The sequence below is a fragment of the Bacteroides sp. genome, from assembly GCF_028690125.1.
Classification (GTDB): Bacteria; Bacteroidota; Bacteroidia; order Bacteroidales; family Bacteroidaceae; genus Bacteroides.
In genome coordinates this window covers 1-20,151 of record NZ_JAQVBV010000020.1, presented here as the reverse complement: position 1 = coordinate 20,151, position 20,151 = coordinate 1, and the positions used below count along the sequence as shown (strand labels likewise).

General features: G+C 38.7%; 18 protein-coding genes and 2 tRNA genes. 4 read left to right on the top strand and 16 right to left on the bottom strand.

Going from position 1 to position 20,151, the window contains the following annotated elements:
* Positions 1-27: 27 nt before the first annotated feature.
* The 7 genes from PHO71_RS13825 to PHO71_RS13795 form a co-directional block, all read right to left on the bottom strand.
* Positions 28-3,426, bottom strand: a complete 3,399-nt coding sequence (locus PHO71_RS13825) for a glycoside hydrolase family 2 TIM barrel-domain containing protein (protein ID WP_300204459.1) — start codon at positions 3,424-3,426, stop codon at positions 28-30.
* Positions 3,427-3,451: 25 nt separating this feature from the next.
* Entirely contained in the window at positions 3,452-4,342 is an 891-nt protein-coding gene (locus PHO71_RS13820; protein ID WP_300204307.1) for a YitT family protein, read from the bottom strand.
* Positions 4,343-4,541: 199 nt separating this feature from the next.
* Complete coding sequence (locus PHO71_RS13815; RefSeq protein WP_300204305.1) at positions 4,542-5,951, bottom strand: Gfo/Idh/MocA family oxidoreductase; 1,410 nt, start codon at positions 5,949-5,951, stop codon at positions 4,542-4,544.
* Positions 5,952-6,117: 166 nt separating this feature from the next.
* Positions 6,118-6,190 (bottom strand) — tRNA-Gly (locus PHO71_RS13810).
* Between the two features lie 8 nt (positions 6,191-6,198).
* Positions 6,199-6,281: transfer RNA gene (locus PHO71_RS13805), tRNA-Tyr, on the bottom strand.
* Between the two features lie 50 nt (positions 6,282-6,331).
* Positions 6,332-6,826, bottom strand: coding sequence for a 6,7-dimethyl-8-ribityllumazine synthase (ribH, locus tag PHO71_RS13800; protein ID WP_025074298.1), 495 nt, complete (start codon positions 6,824-6,826; stop codon positions 6,332-6,334).
* A gap of 177 nt (positions 6,827-7,003) precedes the next feature.
* Complete coding sequence (locus tag PHO71_RS13795; RefSeq protein WP_300204299.1) at positions 7,004-7,687, bottom strand: tetratricopeptide repeat protein; 684 nt, start codon at positions 7,685-7,687, stop codon at positions 7,004-7,006.
* Positions 7,688-7,848: 161 nt separating this feature from the next.
* Here PHO71_RS13795 and PHO71_RS13790 point away from each other — a divergent pair, with 161 nt between their 5' ends.
* Both PHO71_RS13790 and PHO71_RS13785 read left to right on the top strand, forming a co-directional pair.
* Positions 7,849-8,958, top strand: a complete 1,110-nt coding sequence (locus PHO71_RS13790; protein WP_300204296.1) for a DNA replication/repair protein RecF — start codon at positions 7,849-7,851, stop codon at positions 8,956-8,958.
* Positions 8,955-9,242 carry a DUF721 domain-containing protein gene (locus PHO71_RS13785; protein WP_300204294.1) on the top strand — a complete coding sequence of 96 codons (288 nt, stop codon included), beginning with the start codon at positions 8,955-8,957 and terminating at the stop codon, positions 9,240-9,242. The genes PHO71_RS13790 and PHO71_RS13785 overlap by 4 nt, the downstream gene beginning before the upstream one ends.
* Here PHO71_RS13785 and PHO71_RS13780 read toward each other — a convergent pair.
* The 7 genes from PHO71_RS13780 to gap all read right to left on the bottom strand — a co-directional run bounded on the left by PHO71_RS13780 (position 9,229) and on the right by gap (position 16,481).
* Positions 9,229-10,020, bottom strand: a complete 792-nt coding sequence (locus PHO71_RS13780; RefSeq protein ID WP_300204292.1) for a histidinol-phosphatase — start codon at positions 10,018-10,020, stop codon at positions 9,229-9,231. The genes PHO71_RS13785 and PHO71_RS13780 overlap by 14 nt on opposite strands.
* Positions 9,965-10,489, bottom strand: coding sequence for a 5-formyltetrahydrofolate cyclo-ligase (locus PHO71_RS13775; RefSeq protein ID WP_300204289.1), 525 nt, complete (start codon positions 10,487-10,489; stop codon positions 9,965-9,967). Before PHO71_RS13775 ends, PHO71_RS13780 begins: the two co-directional genes overlap by 56 nt.
* Positions 10,467-12,215, bottom strand: coding sequence for a S41 family peptidase (locus PHO71_RS13770; protein ID WP_300204286.1), 1,749 nt, complete (start codon positions 12,213-12,215; stop codon positions 10,467-10,469). Before PHO71_RS13770 ends, PHO71_RS13775 begins: the two co-directional genes overlap by 23 nt.
* A 30-nt stretch (positions 12,216-12,245) precedes the next feature.
* A complete protein-coding gene (locus tag PHO71_RS13765; RefSeq protein WP_300204283.1) occupies positions 12,246-12,695 on the bottom strand; it encodes a dCMP deaminase family protein in 450 nt (149 codons plus the stop codon).
* 19 nt (positions 12,696-12,714) lie between these two features.
* Positions 12,715-13,212, bottom strand: a complete 498-nt coding sequence (locus PHO71_RS13760; RefSeq protein WP_300204457.1) for a DUF4847 family protein — start codon at positions 13,210-13,212, stop codon at positions 12,715-12,717.
* A 29-nt stretch (positions 13,213-13,241) separates the two neighbouring features.
* Complete coding sequence (locus PHO71_RS13755; protein WP_300204281.1) at positions 13,242-15,299, bottom strand: M3 family metallopeptidase; 2,058 nt, start codon at positions 15,297-15,299, stop codon at positions 13,242-13,244.
* A 171-nt stretch (positions 15,300-15,470) separates the two neighbouring features.
* A complete protein-coding gene (gene gap / locus PHO71_RS13750; protein WP_300204278.1) occupies positions 15,471-16,481 on the bottom strand; it encodes a type I glyceraldehyde-3-phosphate dehydrogenase in 1,011 nt (336 codons plus the stop codon).
* A 142-nt stretch (positions 16,482-16,623) separates the two neighbouring features.
* On the opposite strand from gap, the gene mscL reads away from it, so the two are divergent.
* Both mscL and PHO71_RS13740 read left to right on the top strand, forming a co-directional pair.
* On the top strand, positions 16,624-17,067 hold the full coding sequence (mscL, locus tag PHO71_RS13745; protein ID WP_300204275.1) for a large-conductance mechanosensitive channel protein MscL: 444 nt from the start codon (positions 16,624-16,626) through the stop codon (positions 17,065-17,067).
* A gap of 750 nt (positions 17,068-17,817) precedes the next feature.
* On the top strand, positions 17,818-18,108 hold the full coding sequence (locus PHO71_RS13740) for a hypothetical protein (protein WP_300204272.1): 291 nt from the start codon (positions 17,818-17,820) through the stop codon (positions 18,106-18,108).
* Positions 18,109-18,512: 404 nt separating this feature from the next.
* On the opposite strand, the gene PHO71_RS13735 is transcribed toward PHO71_RS13740, so the two are convergent.
* Positions 18,513-19,493: a TraB/GumN family protein gene (locus tag PHO71_RS13735; protein ID WP_300204270.1), complete on the bottom strand. Its 981-nt coding sequence runs from the start codon at positions 19,491-19,493 to the stop codon at positions 18,513-18,515.
* A 12-nt stretch (positions 19,494-19,505) separates the two neighbouring features.
* A complete protein-coding gene (locus PHO71_RS13730; RefSeq protein WP_300204267.1) occupies positions 19,506-20,123 on the bottom strand; it encodes a hypothetical protein in 618 nt (205 codons plus the stop codon).
* Between the last annotated feature and the right edge of the window lie 28 nt (positions 20,124-20,151).

Below are 20,151 nucleotides of genomic sequence, written 5' to 3'. Positions count from 1 at the left end.
ATTTTAAAGAATTTATACTAAGGTTATTTAATAAGCATATTTTGCGGCTTCGTTTGCCTGATTTGCAGACCGTACGGGAACTAAAGTGAATCCCCAATTATAATCACTGTTGGCTGGAATCTGATGGATTGATTCCGGGCGTGCTCCCCAACTATCATAACCTCCTACTCCCTGTTGTTTCAAATCGACACAGACTTCAACGAAATCTCTCGGGGTGATGTCATTGACATGAGTCATACGGCGTAATGAATTACGAGCCGAATTCTCGTCATGGTTTGCTACTTCTTGTGGAGTAAAGTTGCTCCATTGGTAGGGACGGGAATGTGCTTCTTCCGAGTCGAAGTCTTCGATAGAATTACGTAGGGCATTGAAGCCGATCAGGCTGTCCGCTATTATAGCCAATCCATTTCCGTTATTGGAAGAAAGAGCAATCCAACGTGTATCTGTATGATGTCCGTTTTCCTGTGGCCGTACATAGTTGAAGTACATATTGTCTGCTGTCGTTTTGTAAATGCCTACAATAGTTCCATGATTTCGGTCGATGTAGTTTTCTTCCGGACCACGACCGAAATATTGTACATTATTCATTTGTGCAGGTAGGCGAAAACGTACTCCGATACGGGGAACTTCCAGTTTTGAAGCAGCTTTGCGGGCTGCATCGCTTCCGGGAGTAAAGGTTGCCATACGGGTTGCTTCAGAAACTTCTGTTTCAGTGGGTTGCATATCTGTAGAACTGAAGTATGCATTTACATTAACTACGCCGTTCGGATAGATCTTGTAAGTAACTGTATACAAGTTGCCGGCGGCAAGCAAATAAGTTGCTTTTATGATCATCGCTTTTTCTTCTTTTGTTATGCTTGCATCTGTTACCTGGAAATTCTTGCTGGATTGCTTCCACACTTGCAAACGTTTGGGAGCACCATTCCCGTAATCATTATCCGTAGGTGCCCGCCAGAAGTTGGGTTGTATGCCAAAACCATCTTTAAAGTATTCGATTCCATCTACTTTATAAGAAGTTACCAGACCACTTTTCTTGTTAAAGACAAAGTTTACTTTGGGAGAAGTAGCGATAAGTTCATCCCATTTATCAATGCTTATCAATGCGGGACCGCTAGCTTTAAAAAAACTTTTTTCTCCTTGAATAGGGATACGGAACTGATCGTATGCAATGTCATATCCGGCAGGAACCAGCGGTTCCGGTTCTACAGTTATTACATTGAAGTTTACAAAATATTCTACTCCCGGTTGGCTTTTCAAGCCTTGAACAGGCACTATGAACTCTTGTGATGCCTGCGGAGCAATATCCAGTGATACTTTCCCACTCTTGATAATCTTGTCGTTTGCAAGTATTCCATAATGAATCTGATATTTTTTCAGATTAGTGAAGTAGAAGCGATTGGTGATTTTGAATTTACCTGTTGTGGCATCAATAGCTTCAAAGCCTACATTTTGGTGTACATATTTCACTTCAGCCATAGCAGGGTGGGGAGTCCGGTCAGGATTTACCAGTCCATTACAGAGGAAGTTTCCGTCACTTGGAGCGTTTACACCGAAATCGCCACCATAAGCCCAATACTCTTTCCCATTTTTATCTTTTTGGAGTATACCTTGGTCCACCCAATCCCAAATATATCCACCCTGTAGGTTTGGATATTTATAGATTGCCTGCCATTGTCCCCAGATATTTCCGGTAGAGTTACCCATAGCGTGTGCATATTCAGAAGGAGCGACAGGACGATCACTTCCGTTCTTACCAATATTCTCTAGCCAATTGGCACCGGGATATTGTGGTACATACATATCAGAATTCCATTCCCATTGAGCGCGCTCATAATTGACGGGACGTGCCATCATATTTTTATCAGCCTCTTTCACCCATAAATAAGTTTGGTAAAAGTTATATCCGTTTCCGGCTTCATTCCCCAGTGACCAGATTGTAACTGAAGGATAGTTTTTATTGCGTTCGAACATATTGATAGTGCGGTCCATGTGCGGTTTCAACCATTCCGGATTATTTCCTAGCGTACCACCCTTGCGTAGGTCGTAATACATACCATGGCTTTCAATATTTGCTTCATCATATACATATAGCCCATATTCATCGCAAAGTTCGTAGAAACGCCGATCCTGTGAATAGTGACAAAGACGTACACTGTTCAGGTTGTGCTGTTTCATGAGTTCGAAGTCCCGACGCATCAAATCTTCTGTTACATAATGCCCTGTTTCCGGATTATGTTCGTGAATATTTACTCCTTTTAATTTCAGTGGCTGTCCGTTGATGAAAAGACATACATAAGGTTTACCGTTAGCGGATTGTTGCTCAATCGGTTTTATCTCAATACGTCGGAATCCGACATTGAAAGGTACGATTTCCACTATTTTCTCTCCCTCTTTGATATACATCAGGAGTTTGTAGAGGTTAGGTTCTTCGGACGACCAGGTTTTAATGTTGGGAATCTCGAGTTCCTTAGATATCGTAGGAACTGTAATGGTCTGGTTCGCTTGTACCGTTGTATTAAACTGGAAGTTTGCTATCATCTTATCTGTTTTCGGATCTATTAATTGATAGCCGATGATGTAGTCTTTTGAAGCTTGATTACTTCTGTTGCGGATATCCATTTCCAGTTTAAAAATACCGTTTTTATAAGTATCATCCAACGACGATTTAACACGGAAATCTTTAATTGCTACTTTAGGTTGCGAATACAGATACACATCCCGTTCAATGCCACTGATACGCCAGAAATCCTGGCATTCAAGGTATGAACCCGTACTCCAGCGGAAAATTTTCAGCGTAAGTACATTTTTACCTGGTTTCACATATTTATTGATCAGAAATTCTGCCGGATTCTTTGAATCTTCACTGTAACCAACTTCCTGCCCGTTGATATATACATATACACCTGATTTGGCACCCGACAGATGTAGATAAATATCACGTCCATCCCAATTCGCCGGAATGTCAATGTTCCGGCGGTAAACTCCAACTGGATTATTTTCAGGAAGAGTGGGAGGTTCCGGATTACGTGGCTTGAACTCGTAACCGTGATTAGTATATATGGCTACTCCATGACCTTGTACTTCCCAGTTACCGGGCACTTTGATATCTTTCCATGAATCAGTGTTGGTAGAAGGGTCGGTAATATTATCGGGAAGATCTTTATAGCTGTCTACGAAAAAGAATTTCCAGATCCCGTTCAGTGATTGGTAGTAATTACTCTTTTCAAATTTTCCGGTAAGAGCATCAGTATGATTATCATAGGTCATAAAAGAAGTGCGTGGGTACTCTTTATTGACAGCTACCACTTGTATATCCTGCCAATAAGGTTTTCCGGACGTTTGTCCGATCATTTCATCTGTTGCTATCAGGGAAAATATTCCTATTAGGAATCCTGTTAGTAATAGGTGATGTGATTGATTTTTCATGTTTTTCATTCTTGGTTTTAGCTTTTTATTTTACTTTAATATGGTCGAAACCTTCTCCGTACACTCCAATGACTGCACTTTGTGAAACAAAAGCATTTGGGTCAATATCCTTTATTAATCGGAAGATAATAGTTGATTCGCGTTTTTTTGCCAAAACGAACATCATTTTCACTTCTCTGCCGGTATAAAAACCTGTGGCATTGATAATCGTCACTCCACGGTGGGGATACTCATTGATATGTCTTCCTATTTCTTCATACTTGTTTGATATGATGAAGAACTGAACGGATTGGCGTGCGCTATTCACTACTTGGTCTAGAACAAAACTACAGGTGTAGAGAGTCACAAAACCATATACTACTTTCTCCCAATCTTTTAAGACAAAATAACCGGAAGAAATAATGATTAAGTCGCAGATTAGTACGACTCTTCCTAAAGTGATGTCCCGGTATTTATTGATAATAGCAGCAATAATGTCAGTACCACCTGTACTTCCATTGGCCGAAAATGCAACACCTATGCCACCTCCGCAAAATGATGCTCCAATGACGCATGCCATAAAAGGTTGGTCGTGAAGAAGGGTAATGCCTGACGATATTTTCTGAATGACTGATAAAAAGAATGTCAGGGTAAATACTCCGAAAATTGTTTTAATGCAGAATTTCAATCCCAATAGTTTCAGAGCCAATAACAACAGGAAAAAATTGATGCCGAAGTAAGTATATTGCACGGGAAATCCTGTTGCCCAATATACAATAGATGCAATACCTGGCACTCCACCTGTAGTAATATCGTTCGGGAGTAGAAAAATAGTCCAACCGATACCGTAAAGAATCATGCCGACGGCAATCATTACGTAGTCTTTGGCTTCCCGGAGGATAGTCTGTCTAGAGGGTTTTAAAACTGCTGTTTTCATATAAGGAAAATCTATAATTAACGGATGAACGTTTGACCAGAAAGCTGATTGTCTATTAAATAATTCTTTAGACGCGGATAACCGAGATGATACGGATTTTTTGTTTTAATTAAATTCCTAAAATCCGTGTCATTCGTATTATCCGCGTCTAAAAATACTAAGTATACACTTCTGATTCTGTTTTCGAGTGTATTACTGTTTATTTAGCAAAGGAATATTGGAAGCCTTTTACTTTGTTCCATCCACCACGAGTGAAGTCGGGAATTTCTACAGGAGCAGAATTGTTTTCAATAGAAAGTCTGGTCAGTTCCGCCATAGAACACCATTCTGCTAAGTCATATACGTCCATATCCAAAGGTAAACCGTTACGTAGACAGTAAATTAAACGATAATCCATGATATAGTCCATACCACCGTGTCCGCCTACTTTCTTTGCAGTCTCTTCCAATTCTTTATCCAAGATAGGGCTTCTATATTTAGCCATCAATGCTTGTTTTACATTTGCAGGAACGGAACCATGTGCATTCAAATTTTGATGGTTGGGTATTTCGTCCGATTTTACTTGTGAAGGTCTCAGACAATACTCTTCAATGGGATATTTACTGGCGTATCCATCAGTTCCTACTACCTGATACATACGGCTGTATGGGCGTGGTGTCATTACATTATGCTGGATAAGCATTGTACGTTCGTTTTCTGTACGGATGATAGTCGTAGTCTGGTCACCGTTCTGGAAATCTTTTACATCTTCTCCGGTTTGTTTTTTAATAAATGCCGGGCCATTTACAGCTTTGGTATCCATGGCAACTAAAGTTTTCATACGGTCGCCACGATGAATGTTGAGTACTTGACAAGCAGGACCCATACCGTGTGTAGCATAAACGTCTCCGCGATGTTGGCGGTTGTAGTCCATACGCCAGTTATTCCAATAATAAGGCCAAAACTCTTCCAGATTATGGATATAAGAACCTTCAACATGAAGTACTTCACCGAATACACCTTTTTGTGCCATATTTAATGTTGTCATCTCGAAGAAATCGTATACGCAGTTTTCCAATTGCATACAGTGCTTGCGAGTTTTTTCAGATGTGTTGATAAGTTTCCATATTTCTTCTAATGTCATGGCAGCAGGAACTTCGATAGCTACATGCTTTCCGTGTTCCATGGCATATACACCCATTTCGGCATGATGTTTCCAGTCTGTTGCAATATAGACAAGATCAATGTCATCGCGTTCGCACAATTGTTTCCAGGCATCTTCTGTGCCGGTGTAGGAAGTTGCTTCCGGCAAGCCGGCTTTTTTCAGAATCTTTTGTGAATTTTCTACGCATTCGGGGCGGATGTCACAAAGAGCAACGACTTTGGTTCCGGGAATGTACGCAAAACGTTCTACAGCTCCGGGACCTCTCATACCTAAACCTATGAAACCGACACGTACTGTCTCAAGTTTTGGGGTTACCAATTGAATGACATCTTCCTGGCCGGTAGGACGAGTAGGAGTTTCTACTTGAATAGGTTTAATAGTTTTCTTGTCTTTTTGAGTAACGCAGCTAGTTTGACAGGTTAATAAAGTAAAACCGATAGCCAATGAAATCAGCAGTTTCTTCATGATTTTTTTTAGGGGTTAAAGGGTTAATTAGTGTGTTTTCTTTCAAAAGCCAAAAATAGTAATTAATCATAAATTAATAGCTTTTATTTCAGAATATTTCAAATAAAACGAAAAGAAATAGGAGGAAATAAAAAAAGAGAATTTGAAATTCAAATTCTCTTTAGAGAGCGGAAGACGGGGCTCAAACCCGCGACCCTCAGCTTGGAAGGCTAATGCTCTATCAACTGAGCTACTTCCGCAATTTTTGTGGGCAAAGATGGATTCGAACCACCGAAGTCGAAAGACAGCAGATTTACAGTCTGCCCCATTTGGCCACTCTGGTATTTGCCCTTTTTTGCTTTTGAGGAGGTTTGTTTCTCAATTGCGGTGCAAAGATACAACTATTTATTTAAACTCCAAACAAAATCGATCATTTTTATTGCAGTAATCGCACATTCATCTCCTTTGTTACCCAGTTTGCCACCGGCTCTATCCTCTGCCTGTTCCATCGTGTTGGTGGTAATTAATCCATAAATCACTGGTATATCGCCAGTTGCATTTAATTCGGTAATACCTTGGGTGGCTCCCATGCAAACATAATCAAAATGTGGAGTATCTCCTTTAATTACGCAACCAATTGCAATAATTGCATCAATCTCACAATTTTCCATCATTTGGTTGGCACCAAAAGTAAGTTCGAAACTTCCCGGTACTGTTTTAACCAAAATATTTTCTTCTTTGGCTCCATGTTTTTTCAGAGTATTGATTGCACCGTTCAATAAAGCACCTGTAATATTAAAGTTCCATTCTGATACGACGATGCCGAATTTCATATTTTCAGCATTGGGTACAGAATTGAAATCGTATTCGGATAGGTTATGATAAGCTGTTGCCATTGGTAATTTGAAAATTAAAAGTTAAAAAAATAGAGATTAAAAGGTATTCATTTGATTCTTTAGACGCGGATAACGCGGATAACATGGATTTTAGGAATTTAATTAAAATGAAAAATCCGCGCCATCCGCGTTATCCGCGTCTAAAAATTATATGATAAAAGTGATTAATACACCACTTTATTTCTTCATCAACTTAGCTTGTTCGATATACTTGTCGATATTGATAGCTTGGTAAGATTGGAAATATTTATCTTTGATTTTTGTATAAGCATTTACTGCGTCGTCATATTTTCCTTGTTTTACCAGAATTTCACCTGCTTGCATCAGGAAAATAGGGCTCAGTGTATTATTATCAGCTTTGTCTGCTGCTGATAACAAAGTAGAAGCAGCTTTGTCTAACTGTCCAAGTTGAGCATAACAGTTTCCGGTAGCACCAAGGATTGCAGGGGCTATCATTTGATCGCTACTGCTAAAGCTGTCCAGCATCTTGACTGCATCTTCGTATTTCCCAAGTTGTGCATAACAAATACCTGCATAAGCCTTAGCCAAATTTGCAGCTTTTGTTCCGCTGTATTCATCAGATACTTTCAGGAAACCTGCGAAACCGATACTGTCACCATTCAGAGCTTGTTCAAAGGCGTCCTGTTCAAAATACTCTTGTCCTTTGAAGAGTGCAGCTTGTGCTTTTTCTTCACGTGGCTCAGCATAGAGGTGTTTGTACATGATAAAACCTGCTACGATGATGGCTACGGCTGCAACACCACCGATGATTGCATTTTTGTACTTGATAAGAAATGCTTCCGATTGTGTCAGTGCATCTTCTACGTTCAGATGTTCGTTCTGATTCTTTTGTTCTGCCATTTTTATATGATTCTTTTTGTTATTATTCGTTGTTCGATAATTCGACTCGCAAAATTAGTTTTTTTATATCTACCTACGAAATTTAGAAGCATCTTTTTTTGTTTTACACTCGAAAACCACGAAAATCTTGCTACTTTTGTGAACAAATTAACGTGTATACAATGATACTGAAACGGATATCCATATTAAACTATAAGAACCTGGAGCAGGTGGAGTTGGATTTCTCGACCAAACTGAATTGTTTTTTCGGTGAGAATGGGATGGGAAAGACGAATTTGCTGGATGCAGTCTACTTCTTGTCTTTCTGTAAAAGTTCGGGCAATCCGATTGATTCACAGAATATTCGTCACGAGCAAGATTTCTTTGTGATTCAGGGATTTTATGAAGCTGAGGATGAGACACCGGAGGAAATTTATTGTGGAATGAAACGCCGTTCGAAGAAGCAATTTAAACGGAACAAGAAAGAATATAGCCGTTTCTCCGATCATATAGGTTTTCTACCGTTGGTAATGGTTTCACCTGCCGACTCGGAACTGATTTCCGGAGGAAGTGACGAACGCCGTCGTTTTATGGATGTCGTGATTTCTCAGTATGACAAAGAATACCTGGATGCTTTAATCAGATATAATAAGGCATTGGTGCAGCGTAATACTTTATTGAAAAATGAGTTACCGGTAGAAGAAGAACTGTTCCTGGTGTGGGAAGAGATGATGGCGCAGGCCGGTGATATTGTATTTCGTAAGCGTGAAGCTTTTATTCGGGAGTTTATTCCTATTTTCCAGTCTTTTTATTCTTTTATTTCTCAGGATAAAGAGCAGGTGGGATTGTCTTATGAATCTCATGCAAAGGATGCTTCACTTTTGGAAGTGTTAAAGCAGAGCCGGAAGCGGGATACGATTATGGGATTTTCGTTGCGGGGTATTCATAAAGATGAGCTGAATATGCTTTTGGGTGAGTTTCCTATTAAGAAGGAAGGATCGCAGGGACAGAATAAAACATATCTTGTGGCTTTGAAACTGGCACAGTTCGACTTCCTGAAACGTACAGGGAGAACTATACCTTTATTGTTGCTGGATGATATCTTTGATAAACTGGACGCTTCGCGTGTGGAACAAATTGTAAAATTAGTTGGTGGAGATAACTTCGGTCAGATATTTATTACCGATACTAACAGAGAACATCTGGACCGTATTTTATATAAGGTAGGTAGTGATTATAAAATGTTTTGTGTAGAACAGGGAGTCATTCATGAAATGGAGGCGGAACAATGAAGAGAAATGATGCAGAGCAAATAGGGAAGTTGATTCAAAAATTTCTTCGTCAGGAAAGCCTTGAGTCTCCCCTAAATGAACAAAGATTGCTGGATGCCTGGCCTCAAGTATTGGGACCGGCGGCAAGTTATACCAGCAATCTTTATATTAAGAATCAAACCTTATATGTACATTTGACTTCTGCTGCTCTTCGTCAGGAGTTGTTGATGGGACGTGAAGTTCTAGTACGGACGCTGAACCAGAAAGTCGGAGCAACAATTATTACCAACATTATTTTTCGGTGAGGAAGGGGATTTTATCCACAATTTTCATTCCCAGTTCTGTAAGTTTTTGACGGGCTCGGTCGTAGTAAACGGGAGTTTCCAGATATTGATTATTATGTGCATCTACTCCGATAATGGCAGTGCAACCCTCATTTGCCGCTATTTTCCAAAATTCCGGATGAGGAATATTCGTGATTCCATTTGCTTCATTATAATCTTCGTAGCCAATATTATATTCTAACGGTAATTTGAAGCGTGCTGCTGCCCGGCAGATGTGTCTGCTGATTAATTTACAGTGGCGGTCGAATTCGGGATAAGAACGCATGAAGAGATCGGGGTGGGCAAGATATGCAAATAATCCGTATTCCATACCTTCGATGGCACTTTCCTCATAAAGTTCGAGCATATCAAGTGTATCTGTATAGCGTCCGAAATAGGGGAATTTCTCGTCAGTATGGAAAAAATGGTTCCCGAAAATGATATAATCTAAGCGGTATTCCTTGATTACCTCTTTCAGCCAATGAAGGTATTCTGGAAAATATTCGCATTCCAGTCCTATTTTGATACTAATCTGATTTTTATATTTCTCGCGTAACGAACGGAGGCTTTCAACATATTCCGGCAATTCTTCGGGAGTCATTCGGATGTAAGAAACATAATTCGTACCGTACTTCCATGGAGTATGATCTGAAAAACCGAGTTCTTGATAGCCGCCTTTGATAGCGCTTACAACAAATTCTTCGTCACTTCCTGTCGCATGTTGGCAACGGGTGGTGTGAGTGTGATAATTCGTTCTCATTGACTGTTATAATTATGTCCATGCGGATATCATACGATTCCGCCGGGACTTCTTCTACTAATTGAAATGGAAAACAAATGCCTGCTTTGTAAGCTGACGGAATATGTGGCAAAAGCCGGTCATAATAACCTTTTCCCCGTCCTAATCGATTGCCTTTCTGATCGAAAGCTACCCCGGGAACAGCAATGAAATCTATCGAATCATAGTCTGTAAATGCTTCTCCAACAGGCTCTTCTATGCCATAGTCGCTGATTCTCATATCTTCTGAACTGGTGTATATCCTTAATTCCAGTTCGTCACCTATGACTACCGGCAACAGTATCTGTTTGCTACTGCTCCATTTTTGAATAAAAGCGTGAGTATCTACTTCATCCTCAAGCGAATGATAGAGTAATACTGTGTTTGCCGCTCTAAAAGCCGGATGTGCTTCAAGAGCGGCAAGTATTTCAGCTGATTGCAGTTTTTGCATAGTTGAAGATCTTTGTTGGATCTTCATGGATGTTATATGCTTCCGCAGTTCTTTTTTTCTTTCCATCATTTTTGTCTTTTGTCACCTCTTCGACTGTATTTTCGGGAGCTTTAGGGAAAGCTTCTCCTTTCTGAAGAATTTCTACTCCTTTATTAACTGTATCGTCTGTCTTATTGAAGTATTTAATATAGGCTTCCAGACCTAATATATTATAGATTATGCTACCGTAGATATTTCTCTCAAGTAACTTATGCGATTTTTGGATTAATATATTTCTTCTTTTTACTCCTTTGGTATCTGCATAATGGATAAATTGTTCTATCAGACCTTGACGGCGGAGGTAGTCTAATAATTCCTCTTCTGTGCTATACTGAGTGAGTTTCTGACGGTTATTGTCTGTATATTGGAAAGTAAACTGAGTGATCAATCCCCGATTGATTACTGTATACAGATAAGAAGAAACTCCTGTAGTATCACGCGGAACGAATACATCCGGCATGATTCCACCACCACCATATACTGTACGTCCCAAGCTCGTGTGATAGAGTTCATTTTCATTTTGTTTAATACTATCACGTGAGAAAAATTCACCATGTTCAAGACGGTTGTAAATATCCAACTCATAATTCCGGTCATTGCCGCTTTCATAAGGACGTTGGATACATCTTCCCGATGGAGTATAATACCGGGCGATAGTCAGACGGATAGCAGAGCCGTCACTAAAATCAATCGGTTGCTGTACAAGTCCTTTTCCAAAAGAACGAAGTCCTATTACTGTGCCACGATCATTATCCTGGATGGCTCCTGTGAAAATCTCACTGGCAGATGCAGAACTTTCATTGATCAATACAACCAAAGGCATTTTTTGGCAACTTCCTGTACCATTGGCAAATTCTTCTGCGCGAGGGTATTTTCTGCCTTCAGTATATACAATTAGTTTGCCTTCCGGTAAGAATTCATTGACCATGCGGATGGCCGCTTCCATATATCCTCCCGTATTATCGCGAAGGTCGATAATCAATCCTTTGCTATTTTGGTGATTCAGCTGTGCTAGTGCATTGAGTAACTCAACGTGTGTGGTACGTCCGAATTTACTGATCCTCACATAACCGATACTGTCATTCAGCATATAAGCTGCATCGACAGTATTTTGCGGAATATCTCCACGTTTAATAGTGAAATTCAATAAATCTTTTTCTCCCAAACGTTTCACACCTAGTTTTACTTCAGAACCTTTCGGACCTTTCAGCTTACGCATAGCTTGTTGGTTAGTCACTTTTTTGCCGACAAATAAACTATCGTCCACCATTATGATGCGATCACCTGCCATAAGTCCTATTTTCTCAGAAGGACCTCCCTGGATAACGGCGTTTACATGGATTGTGTCATTCTGTATGGTAAATTGAATACCGATTCCGCTAAAACTTCCTTCAAGTTCGGAATTAACTTCTTCCAGATTTTGAGCAGGAATATAAGAAGAATGAGGGTCGAGTTCGGCAAGGATCTGCGGCATTGCTTTTTCTACAAGATCAGCCATATTTACGCTGTCTACGTATTGGTCATCTACGATCCGTAACAAAGCATTCAACTTGTTAGATGAGCCGTTGATAATGCCCAGCCGGTTGCCGGCAAAATGTTTGGCATAAAAAGTGCCGATAAGAATCCCGACTACCACGCTGACAGCTATGATGACAGGCGTAAAACGTGAAGAGTTTTTTGTACTCATGTCTATTCCTTTTTTAAAACGTTCGTTTTATTATTTGTTAAGCGGGGAGTGGTTGTCCGGTTCTGTATAGACAACTTTAATTCCTGCTCGTTTTAGTAATTCAATTCCATCTTCCAGACGGTAATGTTCAGAGTAAACGACTCGTTTGATTCCTGCCTGAATGATGAGTTTTGCACATTCAATACAAGGTGAGGCAGTAACATACATCGTAGCTCCCTCACTACTATTGTTGGAGCGTGCTATCTTAGTGATGGCATTTGCTTCGGCGTGAAGAACGTATGGTTTCGTAAGATTGTTTTCGTCTTCGCATATATTTTCGAATCCCGAAGGTGTACCGTTGTATCCGTCGGAGATAATCATTTTATCTTTTACGATTAATGCTCCTACCTTACGGCGCTGACAATATGAGTTTTCCGCCCATATGCTAGCCATACGTATGTAACGTTTGTCAAGTTCTGATTGTTTCTTTTCTGTGTCCATTCTGACTATAGCTTTCTGTTTACTTTACCGCACGGAAAAACATACGAAAAGATCCTAATTGATTTTTGTAAATGAGGTATAGATTGTTCTCGTCCCCTTGATAAGAAGCGGCATTGTTTAATCCTTCCAAAAAGTTTCTGGCAAGGGCATCACTATCATCTTTCCCATTTACAGTTGCATTGAATCCATTATTTTTAGCATTCGCACTCCAACTGCCTTCCAAATTACTGGTGATTGTTGCTCCACTTACTTTTCCTTGGATAACATCACCTTCTACCAAACCTTCAAATTTGACCGTAAAAGTACCTTTTAAATTTAGTTTCTCAAAGCTTTTCTCTCTGGCGTCGGTATTGCCTCCCCAGAAATTAAACATTTTACTTTCTCCATCTTTGGCGATCATGGTAAGTTTCCAGGTTTTTCCTGTAAAGATAGCGGCTACGTCATCCGTATCGTTGCATCCGGAAAATACCGGCAGCAAAATTAAAACGAATAATATTTTGTATATAAGTCTCATAATTAGTACTTTATTTTTATTATTTGATGCTTTTACTTAATCCCGTTTCTTTTCAACAGAGCGTCTATGGTAGGATCTTGTCCGCGGAAGCGTTTATAAAGAGTCATCGGATGCTCAGTGCTTCCTTTAGAAAGTATATTGTCACGGAATGAATTTGCTACCTCCCGGTTGAATATACCTTTTTGTTTGAATAACGAAAAAGCGTCTGCATCCAGAACTTCCGCCCATTTGTAACTATAATATCCGGCAGCATATCCTCCGGCAAAAATATGTGAAAACTGAGTACTCATACAGGTTTCATCTACTGTCGGCAATATTTGTGCTTCTTTCCAAGCTTCCAGTTCATAGACTTTTACATCACCATTGAAGGGAGTACTACGGGTATACCATGCCATATCTAATAGTCCGAAACTGACTTGCCGAAGACAAGCATATGCTGCATTGAAGTTTGAGGAATCAACAATACGTTGTACCAGTTCGTTGGGAATTAAGTCGCCTGTTTGATAATGTTTGGCAAATGTATGCAGAAATTCTTTTTCAATGGCAAAATTCTCCATGATTTGAGAAGGAAGCTCTACAAAATCCCAATATACATTTGTACCACTCTGGCTTTGATAGGTAGAGTAGGCGAATATACCATGCAGACTATGGCCAAACTCGTGCAGAAAAGTTTTTACTTCGTTAAAAGTCAATAAAGCTGGCTTGCTCTCCGTCGGTTTAGTGAAATTCATTACGACGGAAATGTGCGGACGGCTATTTTCTCCTGTTTTAGAGTCAATCCATTGTTCTTTGTAGCTTGTCATCCAAGCTCCGGCACGTTTTCCGGTACGCGGATGAAAATCGGTATACAAAACTGCCAGATATTTTCCGTCTTTATCATATACTTCGTAGGCTTCCACTTCTTTGTGATAAACAGGGATTTCTGTATTCTTTTTAAAAGAAATTCCGTATAGCTTCTCTGCTAAACCGAAAACACCTTTTTTCACCTGTTCCAGTTCGAAGTAGGGGCGGAGCATCTCTTCATTGAGATTAAATTTTTTATCTTTCAGCTTGTTTGAATAGTAACTCCAATCCCATGGCATAATAACAAAGTCATTGCCTTGCTCCTGACGTGCCAACTCTTGAACTTCGAGATATTCCTGTTGGGCAGTCGGAGTGTAAGCTTCCAGCAATTGATTCAATAATTTATATACAGTATTGCTGTTTTCCGCCATTCGTTTCTTCAAAGAATATTCCGCGTAGTTTTTATATCCTAGTAGTTGGGCTATCTTCATACGCGTATTTGCTATTTTCTTTACGATGTCGGTATTGTCATATTCATTATTGTGGGTACACTTTGTATTGTACGCCATATATAGTTTTTGCCGTAATTCGCGATTGTCGGCATAAGTCATAAAAGGCACATAGCTCGGCGCATGAAGAGTAAATACCCAACCATCTTTTTCTTCGCTTTCTGCAGTTTCAGCAGCAGCTTCTATGATTATTTCCGGTAGTCCCGCAATATCTGCTTTGTCAGTTAGCAACATCTGATAGTGATTAGTCTCTTTCAGATTATTTTCACTAAAAGAAAGAGTCAGCATACTCAATTCATTGGTCAGTTGGCGGTATTGTTCGCGAGCTTCACCTTTGAGGTTCGCGCCATGACGTATAAAGCTGTCATATATATCATTCAGTAGACGGCTCTGTTCTTGAGTTAATTGTAAAGCATTCTTTTGATTAAATACTTCTTTCACGCGATCAAACAGTTTTTCATTCAGCGTGATATTGTTACTGTGCTCGCTCAGTAATGGCATAATTTTCTGTGCCAATGCTTGCAACTCATCATTGGTTTCTGCGCTAAGCATATTGCCGAAAACTGTTGTAACTTTATCCAGTAACTTTCCGGATTGTTCGTAGGCTTCTATCGTATTGGCAAAAGTTACTTTATCCGGATTTTGGATGATAGCTTCTATTTCAGCCTTCTGTTGGTTGATACCTTCCAGAATGGCAGGTTCATAATGTTCCGTTTTTATGCGGTCAAACGGCACGGTTCCGTGCGGTGTCTGATATGATTCAAAGAAGGGATTTTGAGCGTTCAATATATTGTTCATGGTGCAAACTAGTATCAATGTTATTAATATTTTCTCCATAGAAATACAAAACTACTAAAATTGTGGGTTATACAGCAGATAATTGCTTGCTTTTTAACAATATATAAAGTGAATATATAAAAAAACCGCTACAGTTTCCCGTAGCGGTTTCGTATATGTTCAGACTTCTAATTAAGCGTTTACTGATGCCATGTGAGCGATCAGGTCAAGAACCTTGTTAGAGTAACCGATTTCGTTGTCATACCAAGATACAACTTTAACGAAAGTGTCAGTCAAAGCGATACCAGCTTTAGCATCGAAGATTGAAGTACGAGCATCACCCAAGAAGTCAGAAGAAACAACTGCATCTTCAGTGTAACCCAAAATACCTTTCAATTCGCCTTCAGCAGCTTCTTTCATAGCAGCGCAGATTTCAGCATAAGTAGCCGGTTTAGCCAAGTTTACTGTCAAGTCTACTACAGATACATCTAAAGTAGGAACACGCATAGACATACCAGTCAATTTACCGTTCAAAGCCGGGATAACTTTACCTACAGCTTTAGCAGCACCAGTAGAAGAAGGGATAATGTTACCAGAAGCAGCACGACCACCTCTCCAGTCCTTTGCAGAAGGGCTGTCAACTGTTTTCTGAGTAGCAGTTGTAGAGTGAACTGTAGTCATCAAACCGTCAAGGATACCGAACTTATCGTTCAATACTTTAGCGATAGGAGCCAAACAGTTAGTAGTACAAGAAGCGTTAGATACGAACTGAGTACCTTTAACATATGTCTTTTCGTTTACACCGCAAACGAACATCGGAGTGTCATCTTTAGAAGGAGCTGACATTACAACATATTTTGCACCAGCTTCGATATGAGCCTGAGCTTTGTCTTTGCTCAAGAACAAACCTGTAGATTCAACAACGTATTCAGCACCTACAGCGTCCCATTTCAAATCAGCCGGGTTTCTTTCTGCAGTGATGCGGATTGCTTGACCGTTTACGATTAATTTGCTGTTTTCAACGTCAGCTTCGATAGTACCATTGAATTGACCGTGCATTGTGTCATACTTCAACATATAAGCCAAGTAATCTACTGGGCAAAGGTCATTGATACCTACGATTTGAATATCGTTTCTCTCCATTGCAGCGCGGAAAACGAAACGTCCGATACGTCCGAATCCATTAATACCTACTTTAATCATTTTGTTTAAACTTTTAAGGGTTTTATAATATTTGTTCAAATATCTCTCGGTCTTCGCATTTGTTTTACTTTCAAATGCGGTGCAAAATTACAAAAATGTTTTTATATTCGCATATTAAATTCACATTAAATATTGAAAAAAGATGGGAAAGAGTACATTTTTACAGGACTTCAAGACGTTTGCCATGAAAGGGAACGTGATTGACATGGCTGTCGGTGTTGTTATCGGTGGCGCTTTTGGGAAGATTGTTTCGTCGTTGGTGGCGAATGTTATTATGCCTCCAATAGGCTTATTGGTTGGTGGTGTGAACTTTACGGACTTGAAATGGGTGATGAAAGCAGCAGAAATTGGAGCTGATGGTAAGGAGGTTGTTCCAGCCGTGACATTGGATTACGGACAGTTTTTACAGGCAACTTTTGACTTCCTGATTATTGCTTTCTCTATATTTTTATTTATACGTATGATTACTAACTTAATGACGAAGAAAAAAGAGGAAGTTCCGGCTGCTCCTCCGGCTCCTCCAGCACCGACTAAAGAAGAGATATTGCTGACGGAAATTCGTGATTTGCTGAAAGAGAAAAAATAGTGAGATACATAATTGCTTAAAAGATGCTGTCATTTGAGATGACTAAGTTCATGTAGTCATTTTTTTAAAGTATATATCAGCGAGGCTTTTTCCTTCAGGAGTGTTTCGCTGATTTTTTATATTGGGCACAAAAGAACCTATATGCTTTTTGGGAAGTTATTTTATTTGTCCCCAATACTGTTGATTCGGGAGATAAATTTATGTAACGTATTGATAAGTAATATAATATTAAGAATAAAATATTTTGGAAGTATTATCTTTATTGTAAAACTATGTTTGTTGAAAGGTATGGCGCAGGTCATAGATCTGTAAATTTGTATTTAGCGAATGAAGGATTAAAGTAGAAGAAAAAATATATTTGTGCTTTAAAGAATATTTTTTGGTTTCCGTAAATGTATTATTTCACAATTAACGAAATGTATAGTTCTAACTGAGCTTGGTATGATCATATCAAATAGGAATCTCTTACTGCCTTTTTTAATAGATAGTAGTGATAAAAAGTCGTTGATAATCAAGGGGGTGTTACAAATAAGTGAATACAAGATGCTTTTATGGTTGTATATGTTTGAAGAATAGTGTTTTATATTTTATGACTGTAACACCCTCTTGTTTTACTATCATATAATCCCTACCTTTGTTGAGTGATAAATACTGGAATGAAGTATAGTATGTTAATGAAAAGCGTTTGAATTCTTTTTATCTGAGATACCAAAACTGCCAAGACTTAAAACAAGAGCAGAAGCGCCTGATTTGCCAGGAATTACAAATGTTGATGTTGAACTGGGGAAGGGATATGACATTCTAATACATTTAGTATATAAGAAAAAAGGAAGTGGTCCTATTTCTGTATCAAGTGATAATAAAAATACTTGGGTCTTTTCATCTTGGACACAAACTGTCGGTGTAGCTAATTGGAGATCTTCCAGTTTTATAAATTATGCAATCACAAGCATTATAAAATGGTATATTATTATACAAACCGATTTGTTTGAGGTGAATAGACGAGAAACGTCTGTTTTAGGTGATGAGCCTGTTTTGTAAAAGAATTCAAGAAATAATTTTTTAAATGAAAATACTATTAATAGAAATATGAATCAGTCAATAACAATAAATCCTCCTGAGGATCTAGGTTTCGTTTTGAGCCATTGGGGGACCATTTCCATCATAATGTACACTATATCTTTTATTGTGGTGGTCTTTGCAATTGTGGAAAAAACAACAGTTTGGAAGAAAATATTTAATATTCTAATCATAACTTCTATCCCAATAATAGGATGCTTAGCTTACATAATAATGAGAGTTTGGAGAAATAGAAATATTCAGAAACTGGTTTGAATTTATCATTTCCTGACTTCATCACTTTTCTGCGCCATCACATAGCGCAGATTGAATATCAGTAAGTTGGGTGAACAAAATGGGCGACACATTGACGCAGTCAGGTACATTTATTTTCCGACAGGTTCCACTTTATATCCTTTTTTAATCAAGAGTGAGATTAATCCGTTTTTACCCGGAAGATGGCGAACGCCGACCGCTATAAAAGTGGGTTTATCTTTCATTAATGCAGGTATTTTGTTTATCCAGTTTATATTCCTTTGTTTAAGTAGAACTTCTCGTGTCTGTTCTATCATATTTTTAAAAATCGAGGAAGTTTGATAAAGTGAATCTAAATTGGCTTCAAACTTTATCAGATATTTCATATTCTGAGTTCGATACACTTCCGATAAAGTCTTACTAAAAATAGGAAGTTGAGCAGATTCTTCTTCCCGTAAGTCTGCTATCAGAATATCCGCTTGTTTTTTAAAGTTTTCGTTAGGTACTAATAAATTCATTTGCTCGTAAAAAGTCTCTAGCCCGACAAGTGTGTATTCTTTTTCTTGCGCTTTCGTCGCTAACACAAGGTCCATAAACTGTGATCTAATACTATCTATTATGATTTTGGAATATCCGTTTTTTGAAAATTCCTCTAGTTCGTTTATTGCTTCTAAAACCAATAGTAAATGTCCCGGTTTTAGGTACATTTTATTAAAGGGAGTTTTCAAATTTTGGCGTACTATAGAATCCAGATAATGATAATCTTCGTTATTTAATAAAATTGAGTAAGTAGTGTCTTTGGGCATCTCCATATCTAATTTAGATATAGAAGATTTAGGGTCCTCCAATAATAAATTTACTTCTCCAGCGTATTGACTACATGTATCAAAAGCCTCATGAAACCCGGGAATGCTATCTACATATCCATATAATATATCGTAAGTACCATGATATGTTCCGAACAAATAAGAGGGCTGCGTCAAACCATTGCCAGAGATTTTCCATAACCAGCCATCTTCCTGTAATTGTTTGGAAACAGAAGTACAGGACATTAACGTTGTCAGTGTAAAAAGTAATAGAAATAATCGATTTGTTTTTAACATGGTTTTCATAGATAAAGTTTATTAAATTAATTCTCTATTTTTTGCTGTGGGACAAATCTGTGAAATATTTTGTAACGGACATTTGTTGCATTGTTCTGCTTCTTTACATATACCACTCAGTTTTATTTTATTCTGAATTCGTTGTTTCCGTTTCTTTATGGCATCATAATTTTTGTCCAGTAAATTGGCTATCTCCTTTAGAGTGACTTTTTCGAATATCAAAATGCAGATAAACATTTCATAGGAGGAAAGCTGGTTTATTTCCAAAAAGTTTATCAATGGCAAATTTATTTTTCGATAGAATTTGAGAATTTCTGTGTATTCTGCGTACGAAGGTTCAGTAGGTTGCTGTTTCTCTAATTCTTTCATTCGTTCGTGTAAAGAAGTAATAATTGCTTCCTGTGCTTCATTGCGGAATATGACATCCTGATTGCCCTGTTCTATTTCCTGAAAAAGTGATTTCCAATGCGTGCTAGCTTGCTTATGCTTTTTAATCAGCAAGATAGCTACCGGGATCAGAAGTATGACCAATAATACCAGCCCTAGTATGATGAGTTGCTGCAGTTGTAATTGTTGCAGCAGTATATTGTGCTCAGTCCACGATTGTGAAGAAGTTGATTGTATAATTTCAGTTTCCATTGTGTTTGAATGTTAAATGCAGAAAATA

Coding starts and splice junctions, on each gene's coding strand:
- PHO71_RS13825 (WP_300204459.1), bottom strand. CDS start 3,426: ATGAAAAATCAATCACATCACCTATTACTAACAGGATTCCTAATAGGA.
- PHO71_RS13820 (WP_300204307.1), bottom strand. CDS start 4,342: ATGAAAACAGCAGTTTTAAAACCCTCTAGACAGACTATCCTCCGGGAA.
- PHO71_RS13815 (WP_300204305.1), bottom strand. CDS start 5,951: ATGAAGAAACTGCTGATTTCATTGGCTATCGGTTTTACTTTATTAACC.
- ribH (WP_025074298.1), bottom strand. CDS start 6,826: ATGGCAACAGCTTATCATAACCTATCCGAATACGATTTCAATTCTGTA.
- PHO71_RS13795 (WP_300204299.1), bottom strand. CDS start 7,687: ATGGCAGAACAAAAGAATCAGAACGAACATCTGAACGTAGAAGATGCA.
- PHO71_RS13790 (WP_300204296.1), top strand. CDS start 7,849: ATGATACTGAAACGGATATCCATATTAAACTATAAGAACCTGGAGCAG.
- PHO71_RS13785 (WP_300204294.1), top strand. CDS start 8,955: ATGAAGAGAAATGATGCAGAGCAAATAGGGAAGTTGATTCAAAAATTT.
- PHO71_RS13780 (WP_300204292.1), bottom strand. CDS start 10,020: ATGAGAACGAATTATCACACTCACACCACCCGTTGCCAACATGCGACA.
- PHO71_RS13775 (WP_300204289.1), bottom strand. CDS start 10,489: ATGCAAAAACTGCAATCAGCTGAAATACTTGCCGCTCTTGAAGCACAT.
- PHO71_RS13770 (WP_300204286.1), bottom strand. CDS start 12,215: ATGAGTACAAAAAACTCTTCACGTTTTACGCCTGTCATCATAGCTGTC.
- PHO71_RS13765 (WP_300204283.1), bottom strand. CDS start 12,695: ATGGACACAGAAAAGAAACAATCAGAACTTGACAAACGTTACATACGT.
- PHO71_RS13755 (WP_300204281.1), bottom strand. CDS start 15,299: ATGAACAATATATTGAACGCTCAAAATCCCTTCTTTGAATCATATCAG.
- gap (WP_300204278.1), bottom strand. CDS start 16,481: ATGATTAAAGTAGGTATTAATGGATTCGGACGTATCGGACGTTTCGTT.
- mscL (WP_300204275.1), top strand. CDS start 16,624: ATGGGAAAGAGTACATTTTTACAGGACTTCAAGACGTTTGCCATGAAA.
- PHO71_RS13735 (WP_300204270.1), bottom strand. CDS start 19,493: ATGAAAACCATGTTAAAAACAAATCGATTATTTCTATTACTTTTTACA.
- PHO71_RS13730 (WP_300204267.1), bottom strand. CDS start 20,123: ATGGAAACTGAAATTATACAATCAACTTCTTCACAATCGTGGACTGAG.